The organism is Sporosarcina sp. P3 (assembly GCF_002743415.1).
GTDB lineage: Bacteria > Bacillota > Bacilli > Bacillales_A > Planococcaceae > Sporosarcina > Sporosarcina ureae_A.
Map to the genome: position 1 here is coordinate 150,620 of NZ_PDZE01000001.1, position 17,494 is coordinate 168,113.

Annotated in this window: 16 protein-coding genes; 12 read left to right on the plus strand and 4 right to left on the minus strand. The window is 44.7% G+C overall.

The features are described from left to right. Nucleotides 1-348 precede the first annotated feature (348 nt). From CSV61_RS00810 to CSV61_RS00825, 4 genes are all read left to right on the plus strand, one after another. Nucleotides 349-2,022, plus strand: a complete 1,674-nt coding sequence (locus tag CSV61_RS00810; RefSeq protein WP_099637718.1) for a methylmalonyl-CoA mutase family protein — start codon at nucleotides 349-351, stop codon at nucleotides 2,020-2,022. Continuing rightward, nucleotides 2,015-4,171, plus strand: coding sequence for a methylmalonyl-CoA mutase (gene scpA, locus CSV61_RS00815; protein WP_099637719.1), 2,157 nt, complete (start codon nucleotides 2,015-2,017; stop codon nucleotides 4,169-4,171). The genes CSV61_RS00810 and scpA overlap by 8 nt, the downstream gene beginning before the upstream one ends. Before the next feature lie 32 nt (nucleotides 4,172-4,203). Beyond that, on the plus strand, nucleotides 4,204-5,253 hold the full coding sequence (meaB, locus tag CSV61_RS00820) for a methylmalonyl Co-A mutase-associated GTPase MeaB (RefSeq protein ID WP_099637923.1): 1,050 nt from the start codon (nucleotides 4,204-4,206) through the stop codon (nucleotides 5,251-5,253). A gap of 117 nt (nucleotides 5,254-5,370) precedes the next feature. Beyond that, entirely contained in the window at nucleotides 5,371-5,811 is a 441-nt protein-coding gene (locus tag CSV61_RS00825) for a BrxA/BrxB family bacilliredoxin (protein WP_083030793.1), read from the plus strand. A gap of 294 nt (nucleotides 5,812-6,105) precedes the next feature. On the opposite strand, the gene prli42 is transcribed toward CSV61_RS00825, so the two are convergent. Next, nucleotides 6,106-6,201, minus strand: a complete 96-nt coding sequence (prli42, locus tag CSV61_RS16655; protein WP_158233743.1) for a stressosome-associated protein Prli42 — start codon at nucleotides 6,199-6,201, stop codon at nucleotides 6,106-6,108. 123 nt (nucleotides 6,202-6,324) lie between these two features. On the opposite strand from prli42, the gene mce reads away from it, so the two are divergent. From mce to rnz, 6 genes are all read left to right on the plus strand, one after another. After that, nucleotides 6,325-6,732 carry a methylmalonyl-CoA epimerase gene (mce, locus tag CSV61_RS00830; RefSeq protein WP_083030795.1) on the plus strand — a complete coding sequence of 136 codons (408 nt, stop codon included), beginning with the start codon at nucleotides 6,325-6,327 and terminating at the stop codon, nucleotides 6,730-6,732. A 3-nt stretch (nucleotides 6,733-6,735) separates the two neighbouring features. Beyond that, the gene (locus CSV61_RS00835; protein ID WP_099637720.1) at nucleotides 6,736-8,283 is read left to right on the plus strand and encodes an acyl-CoA carboxylase subunit beta; all 1,548 of its coding nucleotides are present in this window, start codon (nucleotides 6,736-6,738) and stop codon (nucleotides 8,281-8,283) included. Between the two features lie 18 nt (nucleotides 8,284-8,301). Then, nucleotides 8,302-9,426, plus strand: coding sequence for a M20/M25/M40 family metallo-hydrolase (locus tag CSV61_RS00840; RefSeq protein ID WP_099637721.1), 1,125 nt, complete (start codon nucleotides 8,302-8,304; stop codon nucleotides 9,424-9,426). Between the two features lie 36 nt (nucleotides 9,427-9,462). Then, the gene (locus tag CSV61_RS00845; RefSeq protein WP_099637722.1) at nucleotides 9,463-9,927 is read left to right on the plus strand and encodes a chemotaxis protein CheW; all 465 of its coding nucleotides are present in this window, start codon (nucleotides 9,463-9,465) and stop codon (nucleotides 9,925-9,927) included. Nucleotides 9,928-10,035: 108 nt separating this feature from the next. After that, entirely contained in the window at nucleotides 10,036-11,226 is a 1,191-nt protein-coding gene (locus CSV61_RS00850) for a DNA polymerase IV (protein ID WP_099637723.1), read from the plus strand. 16 nt (nucleotides 11,227-11,242) lie between these two features. Further along, nucleotides 11,243-12,190, plus strand: a complete 948-nt coding sequence (gene rnz, locus CSV61_RS00855; protein ID WP_099637724.1) for a ribonuclease Z — start codon at nucleotides 11,243-11,245, stop codon at nucleotides 12,188-12,190. A gap of 50 nt (nucleotides 12,191-12,240) precedes the next feature. Here rnz and proC read toward each other — a convergent pair whose 3' ends face one another. The 3 genes from proC to CSV61_RS00870 all read right to left on the minus strand — a co-directional run bounded on the left by proC (nucleotide 12,241) and on the right by CSV61_RS00870 (nucleotide 15,614). Beyond that, the gene (proC, locus tag CSV61_RS00860; RefSeq protein ID WP_099637725.1) at nucleotides 12,241-13,050 is read right to left on the minus strand and encodes a pyrroline-5-carboxylate reductase; all 810 of its coding nucleotides are present in this window, start codon (nucleotides 13,048-13,050) and stop codon (nucleotides 12,241-12,243) included. Nucleotides 13,051-13,357: 307 nt separating this feature from the next. Beyond that, nucleotides 13,358-14,464 carry a TFIIB-type zinc ribbon-containing protein gene (locus CSV61_RS00865; RefSeq protein WP_099637726.1) on the minus strand — a complete coding sequence of 369 codons (1,107 nt, stop codon included), beginning with the start codon at nucleotides 14,462-14,464 and terminating at the stop codon, nucleotides 13,358-13,360. A 10-nt stretch (nucleotides 14,465-14,474) separates the two neighbouring features. Then, a complete protein-coding gene (locus tag CSV61_RS00870; protein ID WP_099637727.1) occupies nucleotides 14,475-15,614 on the minus strand; it encodes an SPFH domain-containing protein in 1,140 nt (379 codons plus the stop codon). Between the two features lie 191 nt (nucleotides 15,615-15,805). Between CSV61_RS00870 and CSV61_RS00875 the strand changes: the two genes are divergently transcribed. Both CSV61_RS00875 and CSV61_RS00880 read left to right on the plus strand, forming a co-directional pair. Next, entirely contained in the window at nucleotides 15,806-16,747 is a 942-nt protein-coding gene (locus CSV61_RS00875; protein WP_083030830.1) for an MBL fold metallo-hydrolase, read from the plus strand. Further along, nucleotides 16,734-17,489, plus strand: a complete 756-nt coding sequence (locus CSV61_RS00880; RefSeq protein WP_099637728.1) for an SDR family NAD(P)-dependent oxidoreductase — start codon at nucleotides 16,734-16,736, stop codon at nucleotides 17,487-17,489. The genes CSV61_RS00875 and CSV61_RS00880 overlap by 14 nt, the downstream gene beginning before the upstream one ends. The last annotated feature ends 5 nt before the right edge of the window (nucleotides 17,490-17,494 follow it).

The window sequence follows — 17,494 nt, forward strand, 5'->3', positions numbered from 1 at the left end:
CGAGTTTTATGAGCACGTAGAGGCGCATATAGAGCGGTTAGCGGTCAAGTATGAGCGTTTACGGGAAGTTAAGAGCGGTTTCAGTAAAAGTATGAGCGTTTACACGAATGAATGAGCGCAAACGAATTGGCATTCACTAATTTTCCACTGTTTTACCTACAAAAGTTCGATGTTGTCTCGTGCTACCTCATACATGAAATGAATTCAATAGTCTAAGCATAAAAAGTCATGAATTCGTATGATTATAACCATACTAGACGGAAACTTCTGATTTTCCCCTTTCTTCATAACGTACTCTGCGGTACACTAGAATTATTAATGGTTTAAAAAAGGGGAAGGAGCACCATTATGCCTATACATAATATGAAAACATTTACATTCACAGCCCCCAACTTTACTGAATGGAAAGAAGCGGCTGTCGTATCACTTAAAGGGAAGTCATTTGATTCGTTGTACACAAAAACGATTGAGGGTATTGAACTCAATCCGCTTTATACTAAAGAAGACTTGGACCAATTGGAAGTTTCACGCGTAACGAAACCTGCGTTCGGCTGGACGATCGCACAACCTGTCAGTGCAACAAACGGGGAACAGTTTGTCGAGCAGATGAAAGAATCGTTAGCACGGGGCAATGAAGCAATCGCTTACAACGGACTGAAGCCTTTAGTTTGGGCAGAACAGGACATCAAGGAAGTAGCTGAACTGATTACACGCTATCCAATTTTGTTCACCGAAGTGCAAAGCGATGATCCGATATTGAGAGCCTTTACTTATATAGAAGAGGCAAAGCGTAAAGACGTGACAGGAATTTGCATCAGTGCGGCTTCAGTCATACCTGAAGGGTTCCCAGGAGTCCGCACAAAAGGTGCCGATTTATGGACAGCGCATCATGAAGGGGCGGACGCGGTAACTGAACTCGCGCTAGCACTTTCACTTGCAGCTGAACTTGCGGAAGAAACCGCTTCATTTGAAGAATTTACAAACAACTTCTATGCACGATTTGCTGCTGACACACATTTCTTTATGGAAATTGCAAAGTTCCGTGCGTTCCGCGTGTTGTGGAAGCTATTCAATGAAGCATATGGCGTAGAGAATGCAAAGCAAGTGCCTTTGCTAGGGATTACCTCATTGCGTTCATATTCGAAACTCGATCCGTATGTAAACTTATTACGTGGCGGCAACGCGGCATTCTCTGCCATTTTAGGTGGAGCGGATTGGCTGACGGTATTACCGCATGATGTATTGACAGGTACGTCGCCAAGTTCGAATCGCTACGCTCGAAATATTCAATTGATTCTGAAGGAAGAAACGCATATCGATCAAGTACTTGATCCTGCAGGTGGTTCATACTTCATTGAATCGTTGACTACTGAATTAATCCATAAATCATGGGCGAAGTTCTTGGAGATTGAAGAGAATGGCGGTTATCAAGCCTTCTTGCAATCTGGTGAATTAAGCAAGCTTTACGCACAGCGCCAGGAAGAAATGGCGACGGGTAAGAAAACGTTGATCGGCACGAATGTGTATGCGGAATTGACGGACGTAAATTATGCAAATGAATCAACCGTGACGGTATCGAAACGATTGTCTGAGCCGTTTGAACATATTCGTTCTAAGCCGAAAGATGAGTTGCCGAAAACTGTATTGCTCAACTTTGGTGCGTTGAAAGATTATAAATCACGTGCAGATTTTGTCAGTGGGTTCTTGGCAGTTGGTGGTATTGAAGCGACGTGGAGCCCTTCATTCGAGTCAAATGATCAAGCGCTCAGTTGGATCGATGAACAACAGCCGGAGTATGCAGTAATTTGTGCATCGCCTGCTGATACAGAAGAAGCTGTAACGAACTTCCTCGCTTCTTATAAAGGGAATTGTCCGATCGATACAGCGGGGAAATATCCGTCAGAAACAGCGGATCAGTGGCTCGCAAGCGGTCTGAATGGATTCATTTTCGCAGGTCAAGATAAAATCGAAAAACTGAATGCTATTATTACGCAAACTAAAGGAGGTCGTTCCGTTGAGTAAACCTGATTTCCGTAAAGTGAATGTAGAGCAATCACTCAATGAACTCTCACAGCAAGCATTGTCAAAAGAGAACTTTTTAACGAATGAAGGAATCAATGTAGCGCCTGTCTATACAGCAAAAGACATTGAAAACACAGAGCATTTGAAAGACTTCCCAGGCATCGCACCGAACACGCGTGGACCGTATCCGACGATGTACGTAGCACGTCCTTGGACGGTTCGTCAGTATGCTGGATTTTCTACAGCGGAAGAAAGTAACGCATTTTACCGACGCAACTTGGCAATGGGGCAAAAAGGACTTTCTGTTGCATTTGACCTTGCGACGCACCGTGGGTATGACTCCGATCATCCTCGTGTAACGGGTGACGTAGGGAAAGCAGGAGTTGCGATCGATTCCATTGAAGATATGAAAATTTTATTCGCAGGTATTCCACTCGATCAAATGTCGGTATCGATGACGATGAACGGTGCAGTATTGCCGATCATGGCATTTTATATCGTAGCGGCTGAAGAGTCTGGCGTAAGTCCTGAAAAACTATCTGGTACGATTCAAAATGATATTTTGAAAGAGTATATGGTACGTAACACGTACATCTTCCCACCAGCTATGTCGATGCGGATCATTGCGGATATTTTCTCGTATACATCTGAAAATATGCCGAAATTCAACTCGATTTCGATCTCGGGCTACCATATGCAAGAAGCAGGAGCGACAGCGGATATCGAGCTTGCGTATACACTTGCTGATGGCTTGGAGTATGTTCGTACTGGTTTGAAAGCGGGAATCGATATCGATTCATTCGCACCTCGCTTGTCATTCTTCTGGGCGATCGGCATGAACTACTATATGGAAGTAGCGAAAATGAGAGCAGCGCGGAAAATCTGGGCGCAGATGATGCAGTCATTTGATCCGAAGAACCCGAAGACACTCGCATTGCGTACGCACTCTCAAACGTCAGGCTGGAGTTTGACGGAGCAAGATCCGTTCAACAACGTCACACGTACATTGGTCGAAGCAAACGCATCTTCCATGGGTCACACGCAGTCACTGCACACGAACGCCTTGGATGAAGCGATTGCGTTACCGACAGATTTCTCGGCTCGTATTGCACGTAACACGCAGTTGTTCTTGCAAGAAGAGACGATGATGACGAAAGTAATTGATCCTTGGGGCGGTTCGTACTATGTAGAGAAATTAACAGAAGAGTTAATGGAGAAAGCATGGGAATTAATTGGTGAAATTGAATCACTTGGTGGCATGGCAGAAGCGATTGAAACCGGCTTGCCGAAAATGAAAATTGAAGAAGCGGCAGCTAAGCGCCAAGCGAAAATTGATTCGAAAGTGGAAACGATTGTCGGTGTTAATAAATATCGTTTGGATACGGAAGATGCGATTGATATTCTAGATATCGACAACACGATGGTACGCCAGAAGCAAATTGACCGAATTAACGATATGAAAGACAAGCGGGATGAGAAAGTAGTTCAAGCGACTCTTACCGCTATTACGGAAGCAGCGAAGAGCGGGGAAGGGAACTTACTTGCATTGGCAGTGGACGCAGCACGAGCGCGTGCGACCATCGGTGAAATTTCAGATGCGATTGAATCTGTATCCGGCAGACATAAGGCGGTGATCCGTTCAGTGAGTGGTGTATATAGCGCGAATTTCTCAAATGAAGAAGAAATTCAGGAAGTAAAAGATATGACAGATGAGTTCTTGGAAAATGAAGGGCGTCGTCCGCGTATTTTGGTTGCGAAAATGGGTCAGGACGGACATGATCGTGGAGCGAAAGTAATCGCGTCGTCATTCGCAGATTTAGGGTTTGACGTGGACATTGGTCCTTTATTCCAGACACCTGAAGAGACAGCTTTGCAAGCAGCGGAAAATGATGTGCACGTGATCGGTGTGAGTTCATTGGCGGCAGGTCATAAAACATTGGTGCCTACATTGCGTGAAGAACTAAAGAAAATCAATCGTGAAGATATTTTAGTCATAGTAGGTGGCGTTATTCCGGCCCAGGATTATGATTTCTTGCGCAAGAATGGGGCAGCGGCAATCTTTGGTCCGGGTACAGTCATCCCAGTGGCAGCTCAAAAAGTCATTGAGGAGATTTACCGACAGCTCGGCTATGAGGAAGTGACGGATTGACAGAAAAACAAAACGGACGAGATGAATCAGCAATGCATGTGATGCGCGGAATAGAATCCACACATGATGGATTTGTTGCCTCTTCACGTAAACGCTTTGTTAAGAAAGATCCATCTCATAAAAATTTAGATGTTTTGCAACAGGAAATAGAAAATGGCTCTCGTTTGTATTTAGCTCGAGGTATTACGTTGCTTGAAAGTACGAAGCCTAGCGATAAGAAGGTCGGTCAGGAAGTGTTGACTAATCTTCTGCCGAAAACAGGAAATTGTATTCGGATTGGGATTACAGGTGTACCGGGTGCTGGGAAAAGTACGTTTATCGAGGCGTTCGGTCTAATGCTTGCCGATATGGGTCATAAAGTGGCGGTGCTTGCGATTGATCCAAGTTCGACATTGACTGGTGGAAGTATTTTAGGTGATAAGACGCGTATGGAGGAGCTGGCACGGCATAAGAACGCTTTTATCCGTCCTTCTCCGTCAGCGGGAACACTGGGGGGCGTGCATAAGAAATCTCGCGAAACGATGTTGCTTTGTGAAGCGGCGGGGTATGACGTCATTTTGATTGAAACCGTAGGAGTCGGCCAAGGTGAAACGATTGTACGCGGAATGGTCGATTATTTCTTATTGCTTGTGTTGACAGGTGCTGGTGATGAACTGCAAGGTATGAAAAAGGGGATCATGGAGCTGACGGACGGTATTGTGGTGCATAAGAATGACGGTGCCAATAAGCCACTCGTTAAAAAAACAGTGCGTGAATATACTCGAATCATGCACATGTTGCAACCTGCTTCTCCTGAATGGACGTCGCGAGTACAACCTGTTTCTTCTATAGAAAAGACCGGCTTAGAAGCGGTATGGGAAACGGTTTTGGAATTCGAAAAAGAAATGAAAGAAAAGAATCATTGGGACACAAGACGTCAGCATCAAACACGCGATTGGTTCCATGCGATGATCCGGGATCACTTGATTGATTCGTTTTTCTCGGAACAAGGACGGAAAATGCAAGTGAAGGCACTCGAAGACGAATTGCTGGACGGGCATGTAACCGTATCTGGAGCAATTGACCGATTGTTTTCTTCTTAATTCCTGTAAGGATATGCTATGATTGAGGAGGATAGTCAATTTATTATCAGGAAAGTGTCAGAGCGGAACTGAAGAGGCTATCACAATTATAGAGTACAAGAGAGGAGATACTGTAAAATGACTATGAACTTTGATTTTTACATGAACGATATGACGAACCAAGCGAGATCCGAAATGGAAGCGAGCGGTTACAAGCAATTGCAAACACCTGAGGATGTAGAGGAAGCATTCAAGCAACCTGGTACAACATTAGTCATGATTAACTCCGTTTGTGGATGTGCTGGCGGAATCGCTCGCCCAGCGGCTGCACACGCAGTACATTACGACAAGCGTCCAGATCACTTGGTAACAGTATTTGCTGGACAAGACAAAGAAGCAACTGCACAAGCACGTATGCACTTCGGTGAAGACCACATCCCATCTTCTCCATCATTCGCTTTGCTAAAAGACGGCAAACTGGTTGGTGAAGTAGGACGTTTTGAAATCGAAGGACATGACCCGATGTCAGTGGTTGTGAATCTTCAAGAACAATTTGAAGAGCATTGTGAAGAACTGTAATTAACTAAAGCGGAATGCGCCGTCTAGTCTCGACAGACGCTGGAGGACCTGAAGCAAAAGGGCGAACTTGCCTTTTGAATCAGGGCCGAAGCGATCCGAGAGACTGGCGCATGCAGCTGGACGAAACTAAAGCGGAATGCGTCGTCTAGTCTCGACAGACGCTGGAGGACCTGAAGCAAAAGGGCGAACTTGCCTTTTGAATCAGGGCCGAAGCGATCCGAGAGACTGGCGCATGCAGCTAGAAGGTAATAAAAAACAGTTCGCATATGAATATATGCGAACTGTCATTAAGAATTAGAAGAACATGCTGAGACCCATGAACATGGTAGATACGATCATGGCGACAATCATTAAGTAAACAATTGTTTTTTGAATTTTTTTATTACTCATGCAGCAAAGCTCCTTACGCGTTGGAATTGGTTTGTTTCTATTTTAACAGAAATAAGGATTTTCACAACTAGAATGGCTGTTATATGTTCAGGTAGTAGAATCGTAGTAAAAGGGGAATGTGTTATGAACAAGGTAGATCATATAGGAATTGCTGTAAAAAGTATAGATGAATCAGTTAATTATTACATAGATACACTCGGTTTGACCGTCATCGCAATTGAAGAAGTGGCTAGCCAAGGGGTAAAAGTGGCGTTCATTGATGCGCATAATGTCAAGATCGAGTTGCTTGAACCGATGACAGAGGCAAGTCCTATTGCGAAGTTTATCGAAAAACGCGGTGAAGGGGTTCACCATATCGCTTTTGGAGTAACGGATATTCGTTCTAGAATGAAGGAATTGGAAGAAAAGGGCGTTCAACTACTTTCAGATGAACCAAAACCAGGTGCTGGTGGGGCAGAGGTAGCGTTCTTGCATCCCAAATCATCATATGGCGTGCTCTATGAATTATGTGAAAAGACTAAGGGGGAATAATAGATGAACATTTACGATAAAATTAATGAACTTTACGACAAGAAACGCGAAATCGAGTTGGGTGGCGGCGATGAGCGAATCATGAAGCAACACGAAAAAGGTAAACTGACTGCACGTGAACGTATTGAAATTCTACTAGATGAAGGTACATTCGTAGAGTTGAATCCTTTCGTTGCTCATCGTACACGTGATTTCGGTATGGACAAGTTGGAAGGACCTGGTGACGGCGTCGTTACAGGTTACGGTAAAATCCACGGTCGTCCGATCTATTTATTCTCCCAAGACTTTACGGTGTTTGGTGGGGCGTTAGGTGAGATGCACGCAATGAAAATTGCCAATGTTATGGATATGGCAGCCAAAAATGGTGCACCATTCATTGGTCTGAACGATTCAGGCGGCGCGCGTATCCAGGAAGGTGTATTGTCTCTTGATGGATATGGTGAAATTTTCTACCGTAACGCGATCTATTCTGGAGTAATTCCACAGATCTCGGTTATCCTAGGGCCATGTGCAGGTGGTGCGGTGTATTCACCTGCGATCACAGATTTCGTCATTATGACGGATAAAACGAGTCAGATGTTCATCACGGGACCAAAAGTGATTGAAACGGTTACAGGCGAGAAAATTACTTCTGAAGATCTGGGCGGAGCAAAAGTTCATAACACGATCAGCGGTAACGCACATCTTCGTGGGGAAAGTGAAGAAGAAGTATTGCAAAAAACGCGTGATCTATTAACCTACCTACCACAGAACAACACAGAAAAGACGCCGATTCAACCGTTCGATGAGCAAGATGATTACCGTGAAGATTTGGCAGATACGGTACCTTACGAAACGATTCGTCCGTATGACGTGCGTAAAGTGTTGGAGCAAGTAGTGGATGAAGGGTCATTTTTCGAAATCCAGCCTGAATTCGCAAAGAACGCAGTAGTTGGCTATGCACGCATGAAAGGTGAAACAGTAGGATTTGTCTGTAACCAGCCGAAAGTAATGGCAGGCGGACTAGATATTAATTCTTCTGATAAAATTGCACGCTTCATCCGTACTTGTGACTCATTCAATATTCCGTTGATCACGTTTGAAGACGTGACAGGTTTCTTCCCTGGAATTAAGCAAGAGCATGGCGGAATTATTCGTCACGGCGCGAAGATTTTGTATGCATATTCAGAAGCAACTGTACCGAAGATTACATTGATTTTGCGTAAAGCTTTCGGTGGCGCATATGTTGCATTGAACTCTAAATCAATTGGTGCCGATTTAGTCCTCGCTTGGCCGAACGCAGAAGTAGCTGTAATGGGTGCTGAAGGAGCAGCGAACATCATTTTCGCACGCGATATTGCAAACAGTGAAAATCCAGAAGCAACTCGCACTGCGAAAATCGAAGAATATCGCGAGAAGTTTGCGAATCCATATGTAGCAGCTTCACACGGCATGATCGATGATGTAATCGATCCGCGCGAAACACGTATTAAATTGCTTCAAGGACTTGAAATGATGCGTAATAAGCATGAAGATCGTCCGAAGAAAAAGCACGGCAACATACCTCTATAACTAAAGGAGTCTTACATCTTGAATAAACAACGATTACTCCAAGAATTTTTGGAGTTAGTAAAAATTGATTCGGAAACGAAGAACGAACGCAATATTGCAGATATTCTAACGAAAAAGCTACAGGAATTGGGCTTTGACGTAATGGAAGACGACACAGCGGAAACGACAGGACACGGTGCGGGCAATTTAATCGCCAACTTGCCGGCTACAGTAGCTGACGCGGATCCGATCTTCTTCACATGTCATATGGATACAGTCGTGCCAGGGCAATCCATTCAGCCAATCGTCAAAGAAGACGGCTATATCTACAGCGACGGTACGACGATTTTAGGTGCCGACGACAAAGCGGGCATTGCTGCTCTACTGGAAATGGCGAAAGTGATCCATGAGTCAGACAAGCCACATGGTCCGATTCAATTCATCATTACAGCAGGTGAAGAAAGCGGTTTAGTAGGCGCGAAAGCGATGAATCGGGACTACTTGCACGCAAAATACGGCTTTGCGATCGATAGCGACGGTGAGGTAGGCGGCATTGTTACAGCTGCACCGTACCAGTCAAAATTATGGACAACAATTTATGGAAAGACAGCGCACGCTGGCGTAGCTCCTGAAAAAGGAATTTCTGCGATTTCACTCGCTGCTAAGTCGATTGCGGGCATGAAGCTTGGTCGTATCGATGAAGAGACGACTGCGAACATCGGTCGCTTTGAAGGTGGAAAAGCTACGAATATCGTGTGTGAAGAAGCTTTCATTTTATCGGAAGTTCGTTCGATCAATCCGGATAAAATGAAGAAACAAATGGACTTAATGGTCGAGAAATTCGCAACGACTTCTGAATCGTTAGGTGGCAAAGCTGAGACTACTACACAACTCATGTATCCTGGTTTCTCAATTGGGGATGACGAAGAAGTCGTGCAAGTGGCGATGAAGTCAATCCGCAACGTAGGACGTGAACCGAAGATCATGACGAGTGGCGGTGGAAGTGACGGCAACGTCTTCAATGGTATGGGAGTTCCTACTGTGACATTATCTGTTGGTTATGAAGAGATTCATACGAAGAATGAACGTATGCCGGTGAAAGAACTGGAAAAGCTGACGGAATTAGTACTTGAGATTGTCGGTCAAGCAATCCACAAGGCGTAACCGTCTAATACAACAGCCTTGAAAGAAGGTGCAACTATGCAAACTGTGATTGTACGAACGGGCAATGAAGAATATGCGCTTCCAGTAGAATCGGTGATATCCATTGAGAAACTGGAGTACGTCACACCGATACCTCATCTTCCTTCGTATTTACTCGGACTGATGAAATCTCGTGGCGAACTGGTGCCTATTCTGGATTTAAGTCAGATCCTTTACCATCAGGCGACACCACGGGATATTGAAACGCATGTAGTGGTTGTGAAAACAAATCAGTTGGAAGTCGGTTTATTAGTGCTAGACGCAAGAGAGATTCTCGAATTGCCAGAAGATCGGTTAACGTCTACTGCATTAAAAGCATATTCCAAGACGCCTTACTTCGTAACGGTAGCGAATCTAGATGACCGGATAGTAACGGTCATTGATCCAAATAGTATGGCGGATTCACTCCATGGCATGGATGAAATCTCCAGCTATATGAAAGAACAGCACCAATCAAATTAGTAGGCAAAAAGAACATACATTTGATAAAATGGAAAGAGTGGCAGACTGAAGTCGGTTTGCCGCTTTTTCCTATTACATAAATATTTCCCAGGAAAGAAAGGTGTTTACATGACGGATCTGACAACCGCTAATCGACGGGTCATTATGCATCTTGATATGAACAGCTTCTTTGCCTCTGTTGAACAGGCTGCGAATCCTTCATTAAAAGGAATACCCCTAGCGGTCGCTGGCAACCCGAAAGAACGCAGAGGAATTCTCGTGACCTGTTCATATGAGGCAAGGGCATTCGGTGTCTACACGACCATGACGGTAGGAGAAGCTAAACGACTTTGCCCCAATTTAACAATCATTCCACCACGGCATGAACTATACCGACAAATGTCCGATTCGGTATTTAATATATTACGAAGTTATACAGAGTGGGTCGAACCTGTTTCCATCGATGAAGCGTATATCGATACGACGGATATTGGCGGATTGACTCGTGCGTACGATCTAGCCAAGGAAATCCAGATGCGTATTTTAGCCGAACTTGATCTACCATGTTCAATAGGAATTGCACCGAATAAATTTCTTGCGAAAACAGCGTCTGATATGAAAAAGCCGATGGGCATTACCATTTTACGTAAACGCGAAGTACCGAAAATGTTATGGCCGTTACCTGTTATTGAAATGCACGGTATCGGCAAGCGGACGGAAGAGAAATTACATAGCGCAGAAATTAAAACGGTGGGTGATTTGGCGACTGCTGAAAAAATTACGTTGGAAGCATTGCTTGGCAAAAATGGTTTGCGCTTAAAACAACGAGCAAACGGGATCGATACCCGTCCAGTTGATCCTGAAAGTGCAGACGAACGTAAAAGTATTGGCAGTTCGACCACCTTGCCTGTTGATCTAACGGAATTTGAAGATTGTGTTCCCATATTTGAACGACTTGCGAAAAAGGTAGCGGCCCGTCTGGAAACAAAACAGCTAGCAGGTATGACAATCAGTATCCAAATTCGCTATGCTGATTGGCAAAACACGACGAGAAGCAGAACACTTCAACAAGCGATTTATCTTGAGGGAGATCTTACGGAAGTAGCACTTCAGCTATTCCAGCAACACTGGAACCATGAGCCAATCCGCTTGCTAGGTATCACAGCGGCTAACGTTATGGAACGATCCGAAATGGTCAAACAATTAACATTTGATAATTTTGAACAACAAGAAAAAGAGTATGAAATGGATCAGTTAATGTCCAGTCTGACACAGCGTTTCGGAGATGGTATTATTAAAAAAGGATGTACGAATAAATAGCAAGGAGGCGATGAATGTGGATATAGAGTTTCTTGGTACAGGTGCAGGAATGCCGTCCAAACAGCGCAATACGTCAGCGCTCGTTCTAGATTTAACAGACGAGAATAAGGAAAACTGGTTATTCGATTGCGGTGAAGCAACACAACATCAATTGCTACACAGCGCCATCAAACCGAAGAAGATTACGAAAATTTTTATTACGCATTTGCATGGCGATCATATTTTCGGATTACCCGGCTTTCTTAGCTCACGTGCATTTTTAGGGGGAGAAGATCCCGTTGATGTGTACGGGCCTGCCGGCTTGAGAGAATGGTTGCAGCACACGTATAAAGTGACGGGAACGTACTTGCCTTACCAGTTGAACGTGCATGAAATCCATGACGGTTTGATTCTTGAAACGGATGAATTTACAGTCTATGCACAAGAGGTCCAACATGTCATTCAAAGTTTCGGCTTCCGCATTGAACAGAAAGAGTTGCCAGGGACATTATTAATCGACAAAGCAATCGAACAAGGCGTTCCGAAAGGGCCTATGTTGCAGCGTTTGAAAGACGGTTTTGACGTGGTACTTGAGAATGGGCAGACCGTATACAGTCGGGACGTGACGACAGATAAGAAAAAAGGATTTGTGATTGCGGTTATCGGGGATACATCCTATTGTCCTGCTTCCGTCGAACTGGCACAAGACGCGGATATTGTAATTCATGAAGCGACGTTCACGGATGAATACGCGGCAGGTGCAAAGGAATTTGGGCATTCGACAATCGTTGAAGCAGCAACCGTTGCCAAGGAAGCCAATGCGAAAAACCTTATTGCCAACCATATTAGCGCACGCTTCATGCCAAGTGAAATGCAAGCTTTCGTAGCAGAAGGTACCGACGTATTCGAAGCCATTTCAATTGCAGATGATTTCGCGCGTTACCAGTGGAAACACGGAGAATTGATCAAGCTACAAAAAAACTAAGCATCCAGATGGGCTCACTTTCGAAGGGGACCATTAGGATGCTTCGTTTTTTATTTTGATGAACCTAATTGACGTGAACGGCTTTCCGCACTGATTAGGCAGTCCGAGATAATCGTTTTGAAGTTGTGGTCTTCTAATGACTGCAAACCTGCTGCTGTTGTTCCGCCTGGGCTCGTAACATTTTCCCGCAATACACTCGGTTCTTCGCCAGTTCTCTTTAGCATAGACGCCGCACCGTAGATCGTTTGGACGATCAATTCACGCGCATCCGTCGCATCTAGACCTTGCGCTACCGCTGCTTCTTCCATCGCTTCTACCAAATAGTAGATATACGCAGGACCGCTTCCTGAAAGGGCGGTTACGGCATGTAGATCATCTTCTTCGACGACTTTAACGATACCGATTGCATTCAGCAAACTCAAAATCGACTGTTGCATTCTTTTTGAAACCGCATCATTAAACGCAATACCGCTTGCTGATTTTCCAATGGTTGCGGACGTATTCGGCATCGAGCGTGCAATCGGACGTTTGCCTAAACCTTGTTCAAATGTAGCGATGGATATGCCTGCAATGACGGAGAGAACCGTCGTATCTTCTCCAAGATACGGAGCAATATCCTCCATCACTTTCCCTACATCTTTCGGCTTTGTTGCGAGCACAACCAAGTCGACTTTTTTAATGAAATTTCGGTCTTCGCATACTTTCGTAATGCCATAACGCGACGCCAATTCATCTAAACGCTCTGTATCTGAACGATTCATCACATAGACATTGTCTTCATATATGACTCGTTTATTGACAATCCCCGCAATAATTGCTTCTGCCATTTGTCCAGCGCCTACAAATAAAATCTTTTCCATGTCTTACATCCTCCCCAAAATAAAAAAGCGCTCCCGTCCTGTGTTTCAGGACGAAAACGCTCGGTTTCCGCGGTGCCACCTAAATTTGCTGTTTGAGACAGCACAACTTCAAGTCTTCTTTATCGCAGAAGGTACGGTCGTGTTTCCACGACAGCTCGAAAGTAGGTTCGAAGGGGAGTGGGATACATGACTTGCAGCCTCGGCCATGCTCTCTTCTATCCGTCACCCGTCTACTGATCTTTCTCAATGCCCGTTCCATACTATTTTCATGATTATGTCATGTACTCAATGAAATGTCAAATTGTCGTTAGCTGTCGATGAACAAATACACAATGAATAAAACGACGACAATCGAGATGACCAACGAAACAATCTTCATCACACTCAATGGATAATTTCCAGACACTTTTCCCGTTTGTCCATTAACTATGAATTGATAAACTTTTTCCTTGAAATGAAACGAAGAAATCCAAATCGGCAATAAAATATGTTTATATGTAATGTCGGTATAATCTGTCGAGACGTTAACTACTTGTACGATATCGCCGGCTACACTGCCTTCGATTCCGTTGACGATACCTCTTGTCATGATGTCCTTAGCTTGCGAAAATCCTTGTTGCAATGAAACGGAATAGCGCTCAGCAAGGAAACCAGACATGTATTCTATTTTATAATCGGTTAAACTCGTTAATTGGAAAGGCTGCACTTTCTGTAGCAGTTTCGGTTCGACTGTGTGTGACGCTTTGATGAGAACATCGTCAAAGAATTCACGATAAGTACCGCTTTCCTGATGCCAGCGGATTTTCTGCACTTGCTCGGTCACTTGTCTAGCCTTCCCGTCCTCATAGACCGTCCGTGTTTCAGTGACGTAGTAGTAATTCCCGACATTTACGACGTATTGTGACTCTGTCTGACTGTCATACGTCCAGTACGGCAAGTAGGCACCAGATATTTTATTCATTCGATACGTTTTCTTCAATGTATTCGGTGCGAAGAAGTGTCCTTTAATCCAGTCTTTAAACTTCGCTTGTGCTTGTTCCTCGGAGACTTGGAATGGAATCAATAACCCAGGTTGGATCCCGGCGTCGTCATTCGTGACGGATATGTGAGAAGATCCGCAAAATGAACAGAAATCCGCGACAATATGTGCGTCCAGTACCGATTCGGCCCCGCAATTATCACAGGAGAAAACCCGTTTTTCTTCATTCCATACATGCTGAAGATTAGTTCCTGCTTCATCAAAATCGAGTTCCACTTGATGATCGAATGTAGCGTCAATCGGCATTTCATGGCTACAAAAAGGACATTTTAAACCGCGTGTTTCTGGATTATATTCCGTGTTACCGCCACAAGAAGGACATTTAATGTTTGCAGTATCTTCTACGACTGTGTGTGATTCGTCAAATGAAGTCAACGTCCATCCCTCACTTTTCGTCTAACGGCTCACCGCATTCTGCGCAAAATTTTGCGCCTGGCAGATTGGCGTGTGAACAGGCAGGACAAATTTTCTCTGTAACTTGAGATGTACCGCAACTGCTACAGAACTTCGCATCTTTTGGAATCAAGGTCTCACACTTGATACAAGGTACTTTATCGGTTTCAACGGATTTTCCGCACTGACCACAGAACTTGGCATCTGCGTTAATCGTAGCCTGACAATGTGGACAGGATTTCGTTGCGGCTTGTGCTGGAGGCTGCGGTGCTTGGTTTTGATTCATCGCATTCGCCATCACTTGGCCCATTCCCATACCCGCTCCCATGCCGACGCCTGCACCCGCCATGCCGCCTTCATTTTGTGCGGCATCACGCATTGCTTCAGCTGCCTGATATTGCTGGTACTGCTGCATATTGCCGAGCACACCCATAGATGTACGCTTGTCCATCGCTTCTTCGACTTCTTTTGGTAAAGACAAGTTCTCGATATAAAGTGACGTAATTTCAAATCCGAAAGCAGCGAAACGAGTCCTCATTTTCTCTTTGCTTTGTTCACTTAATTCGTCGTAATGCATCGACAAATCCAGTGCGGGTATTTGAGACTCTGCGAATAAATCGGATAATCCTGAAATGATCATTTTCTTTAAGTGACCTTCAATGGAATTCGTGTCGTATGAACTGTTCGTTCCAAATAGCTCCCGCAAGAATACGGTAGGCTCCGATACACGATACGAATAAATACCGTACCCACGAAGACGGATCATACCGAAGTCTGGATCGCGCATCATGATAGGGTTCGATGTCCCCCATTTTTGATTGACGAACTGCTTCGTATTAATGAAATATACTTCCGCTTTAAAGGGTGAATCAAAGCCGTACTTCCATGACTTTAACTTCGTTAGAATGGGCATATTCTGCGTGTACAAAATATGACGTCCTGGACCAAAAACGTCTGCGATTTCGCCTTCATTGACGAAAACTGCGACTTGAGATTCGCGGACCGTCAGCTCAGCGCCCATTTTGATTTCATTATTGTGCACGGGAAACTGATAGACTACTGTATGGGCATCTTGTGCTTGCCACTCGATTACTTCGATAAATTGGTTTTTGAACATATTGAAAAACCCCATTGTTTTCCCTCCCACTCGACATCATGTTGTAATTCATGCGATTTCTTGTAGTATACCATACGAAGAATAGACAAAATGGTTTCACTTTGCGTAAAATATCTTTTGGGAAATGAACAATCAAGACGTGACGCACATGTAAATAAGGAGTACAATAGACTGAACAGTCATTCATTTCATAGGGGGAACAGTATATGATCACAAAAATTATTACACCTACGCCATTTGCGGTAGGTGACGTGAACTGCTTTTTACTAAAGGGCGACACATTGACTTTAGTAGATGCAGCAACGAAAACACCAGAAGCGCGTGAAGTGTTGCAGATGAAATTAAAAGAAATGGGCTATACATTCAATGATATTGAGCAAGTATTCGTCACGCATCACCACCCCGATCACTGCGGATGGGTCGAGTTGTTCGACCGTGCGGAAATTCTTGGTCATCCATATTTAAACTATTGGCTAACACGCGATCCCGAGTTTTTGGATCGACATGACCGTTTCTATGAACAATCATTAATAGAAGAAGGCGTACCGGAGCACTTTTTGAAATGGGTGAAACGTTTCCGTCGATCTGTCGACATGATGGGAGGGCGTCCCGTTGATCGCCTAATGAATGAAGGGGACGATCTGCCGGGACATCCAGGCTGGAAAGTCCAAGAGTCTCTTGGCCACGCACAAAGTCATTTATCATTGTTCAATGAAAAGGAAGGCGTGTTAATCGGTGGTGATTTATTGCTTGAGAAAGTGTCCTCCAATCCATTGATTGAGCCACCATTCAAGAAAGAACAAGGACGTCCGAAGTCTTTGCTTCAATATAATGCATCACTGGAACGGTTATTGGATTTGCCGCTGTCACTCGTTTATGGAGGTCATGGTGGCGAGATTACGAATCCGCATGCGCTCATAACAGAACGTTTGGCGAAGCAGCGCGACCGCGCGATGAAAGTTCTCGCGATGTTGGATGAATCGAAAACGGTCTTTGACGTAACGAAGCTATTGTTCCCAGCAGTCTATGAGAAAGAGTTGGGATTGACGTTGTCTGAAACGATCGGGCAGCTGGATTATTTAGTGGCGGCAGAGCTAATCTCCGAAACGGTCGACTCAGCAGGAGTTCATCACTATGTCCGCATCTAAAACCGTGCTGATCACGGGAGCGACGAGTGGAATTGGGTTAGAATTAGCGAAGCGCTTGGCGGTATTGAACGAGTATCGTGTCATCGCAACGGGACGCAATGCTAAAGCGTTGGAAGAGTTACGCACACTTGGCGTAGAAGGATACTGTGCTGACTTGCGGGATGCGAAGCAACTCGATTGGCTTGTTTCTTGCATTGGCACACCGGACCTCATCGTATTTTCTGCTGGCGTAGGGAAGTTCCATCTAGCACATGAAACGACTGATGAAGACACGACCGCAATGCTCGAAACAAATGTACTCGTGCCAATGCAACTAACCGCACGTGTAGTCCCTGCAATGATCGAGCGAAAGTACGGTCATCTAGTCTACATCGGTTCACAAGCAGGAAAAGTAGCGACACCGAAAACATCGGTCTATGCCGCAACAAAACACGCACTGATCGGCTATACAAACGCCGTGCGTATGGAAGTCGCACCTCATAACGTCGACGTATCCGTCATCCACCCAGGACCAATCGACACCCCATTTATCGAGCTGGCAGACGTCACCGGCGGCTACAAACAAGCAATGGGCAGCCAGTTACTATCAGTAGACACAGTCGTGCGCGCTGTCATGGAAACGATCGAGCGACCAAGACGTGAAGTAAACTTGCCAAAAATTACAGGTCTAACAAGCAGACTCTACGCATTGGCACCTAGTGTAGTCGAAACCATCGGGAAACCGTTTTTTTATAAGAAGTAATAAGA

What these genes read in the sequence shown, in the direction of transcription:
- CSV61_RS00810 (WP_099637718.1), top strand. Translation starts at nt 349, where the DNA reads ATGCCTATACATAATATGAAAACATTTACATTCACAGCCCCCAACTTT.
- meaB (WP_099637923.1), top strand. Translation starts at nt 4,204, where the DNA reads ATGCATGTGATGCGCGGAATAGAATCCACACATGATGGATTTGTTGCC.
- CSV61_RS00825 (WP_083030793.1), top strand. Translation starts at nt 5,371, where the DNA reads ATGACTATGAACTTTGATTTTTACATGAACGATATGACGAACCAAGCG.
- prli42 (WP_158233743.1), bottom strand. Translation starts at nt 6,201, where the DNA reads ATGAGTAATAAAAAAATTCAAAAAACAATTGTTTACTTAATGATTGTC.
- mce (WP_083030795.1), top strand. Translation starts at nt 6,325, where the DNA reads ATGAACAAGGTAGATCATATAGGAATTGCTGTAAAAAGTATAGATGAA.
- CSV61_RS00835 (WP_099637720.1), top strand. Translation starts at nt 6,736, where the DNA reads ATGAACATTTACGATAAAATTAATGAACTTTACGACAAGAAACGCGAA.
- CSV61_RS00845 (WP_099637722.1), top strand. Translation starts at nt 9,463, where the DNA reads ATGCAAACTGTGATTGTACGAACGGGCAATGAAGAATATGCGCTTCCA.
- CSV61_RS00850 (WP_099637723.1), top strand. Translation starts at nt 10,036, where the DNA reads ATGACGGATCTGACAACCGCTAATCGACGGGTCATTATGCATCTTGAT.
- proC (WP_099637725.1), bottom strand. Translation starts at nt 13,050, where the DNA reads ATGGAAAAGATTTTATTTGTAGGCGCTGGACAAATGGCAGAAGCAATT.
- CSV61_RS00870 (WP_099637727.1), bottom strand. Translation starts at nt 15,614, where the DNA reads ATGGGGTTTTTCAATATGTTCAAAAACCAATTTATCGAAGTAATCGAG.
- CSV61_RS00875 (WP_083030830.1), top strand. Translation starts at nt 15,806, where the DNA reads ATGATCACAAAAATTATTACACCTACGCCATTTGCGGTAGGTGACGTG.
- CSV61_RS00880 (WP_099637728.1), top strand. Translation starts at nt 16,734, where the DNA reads ATGTCCGCATCTAAAACCGTGCTGATCACGGGAGCGACGAGTGGAATT.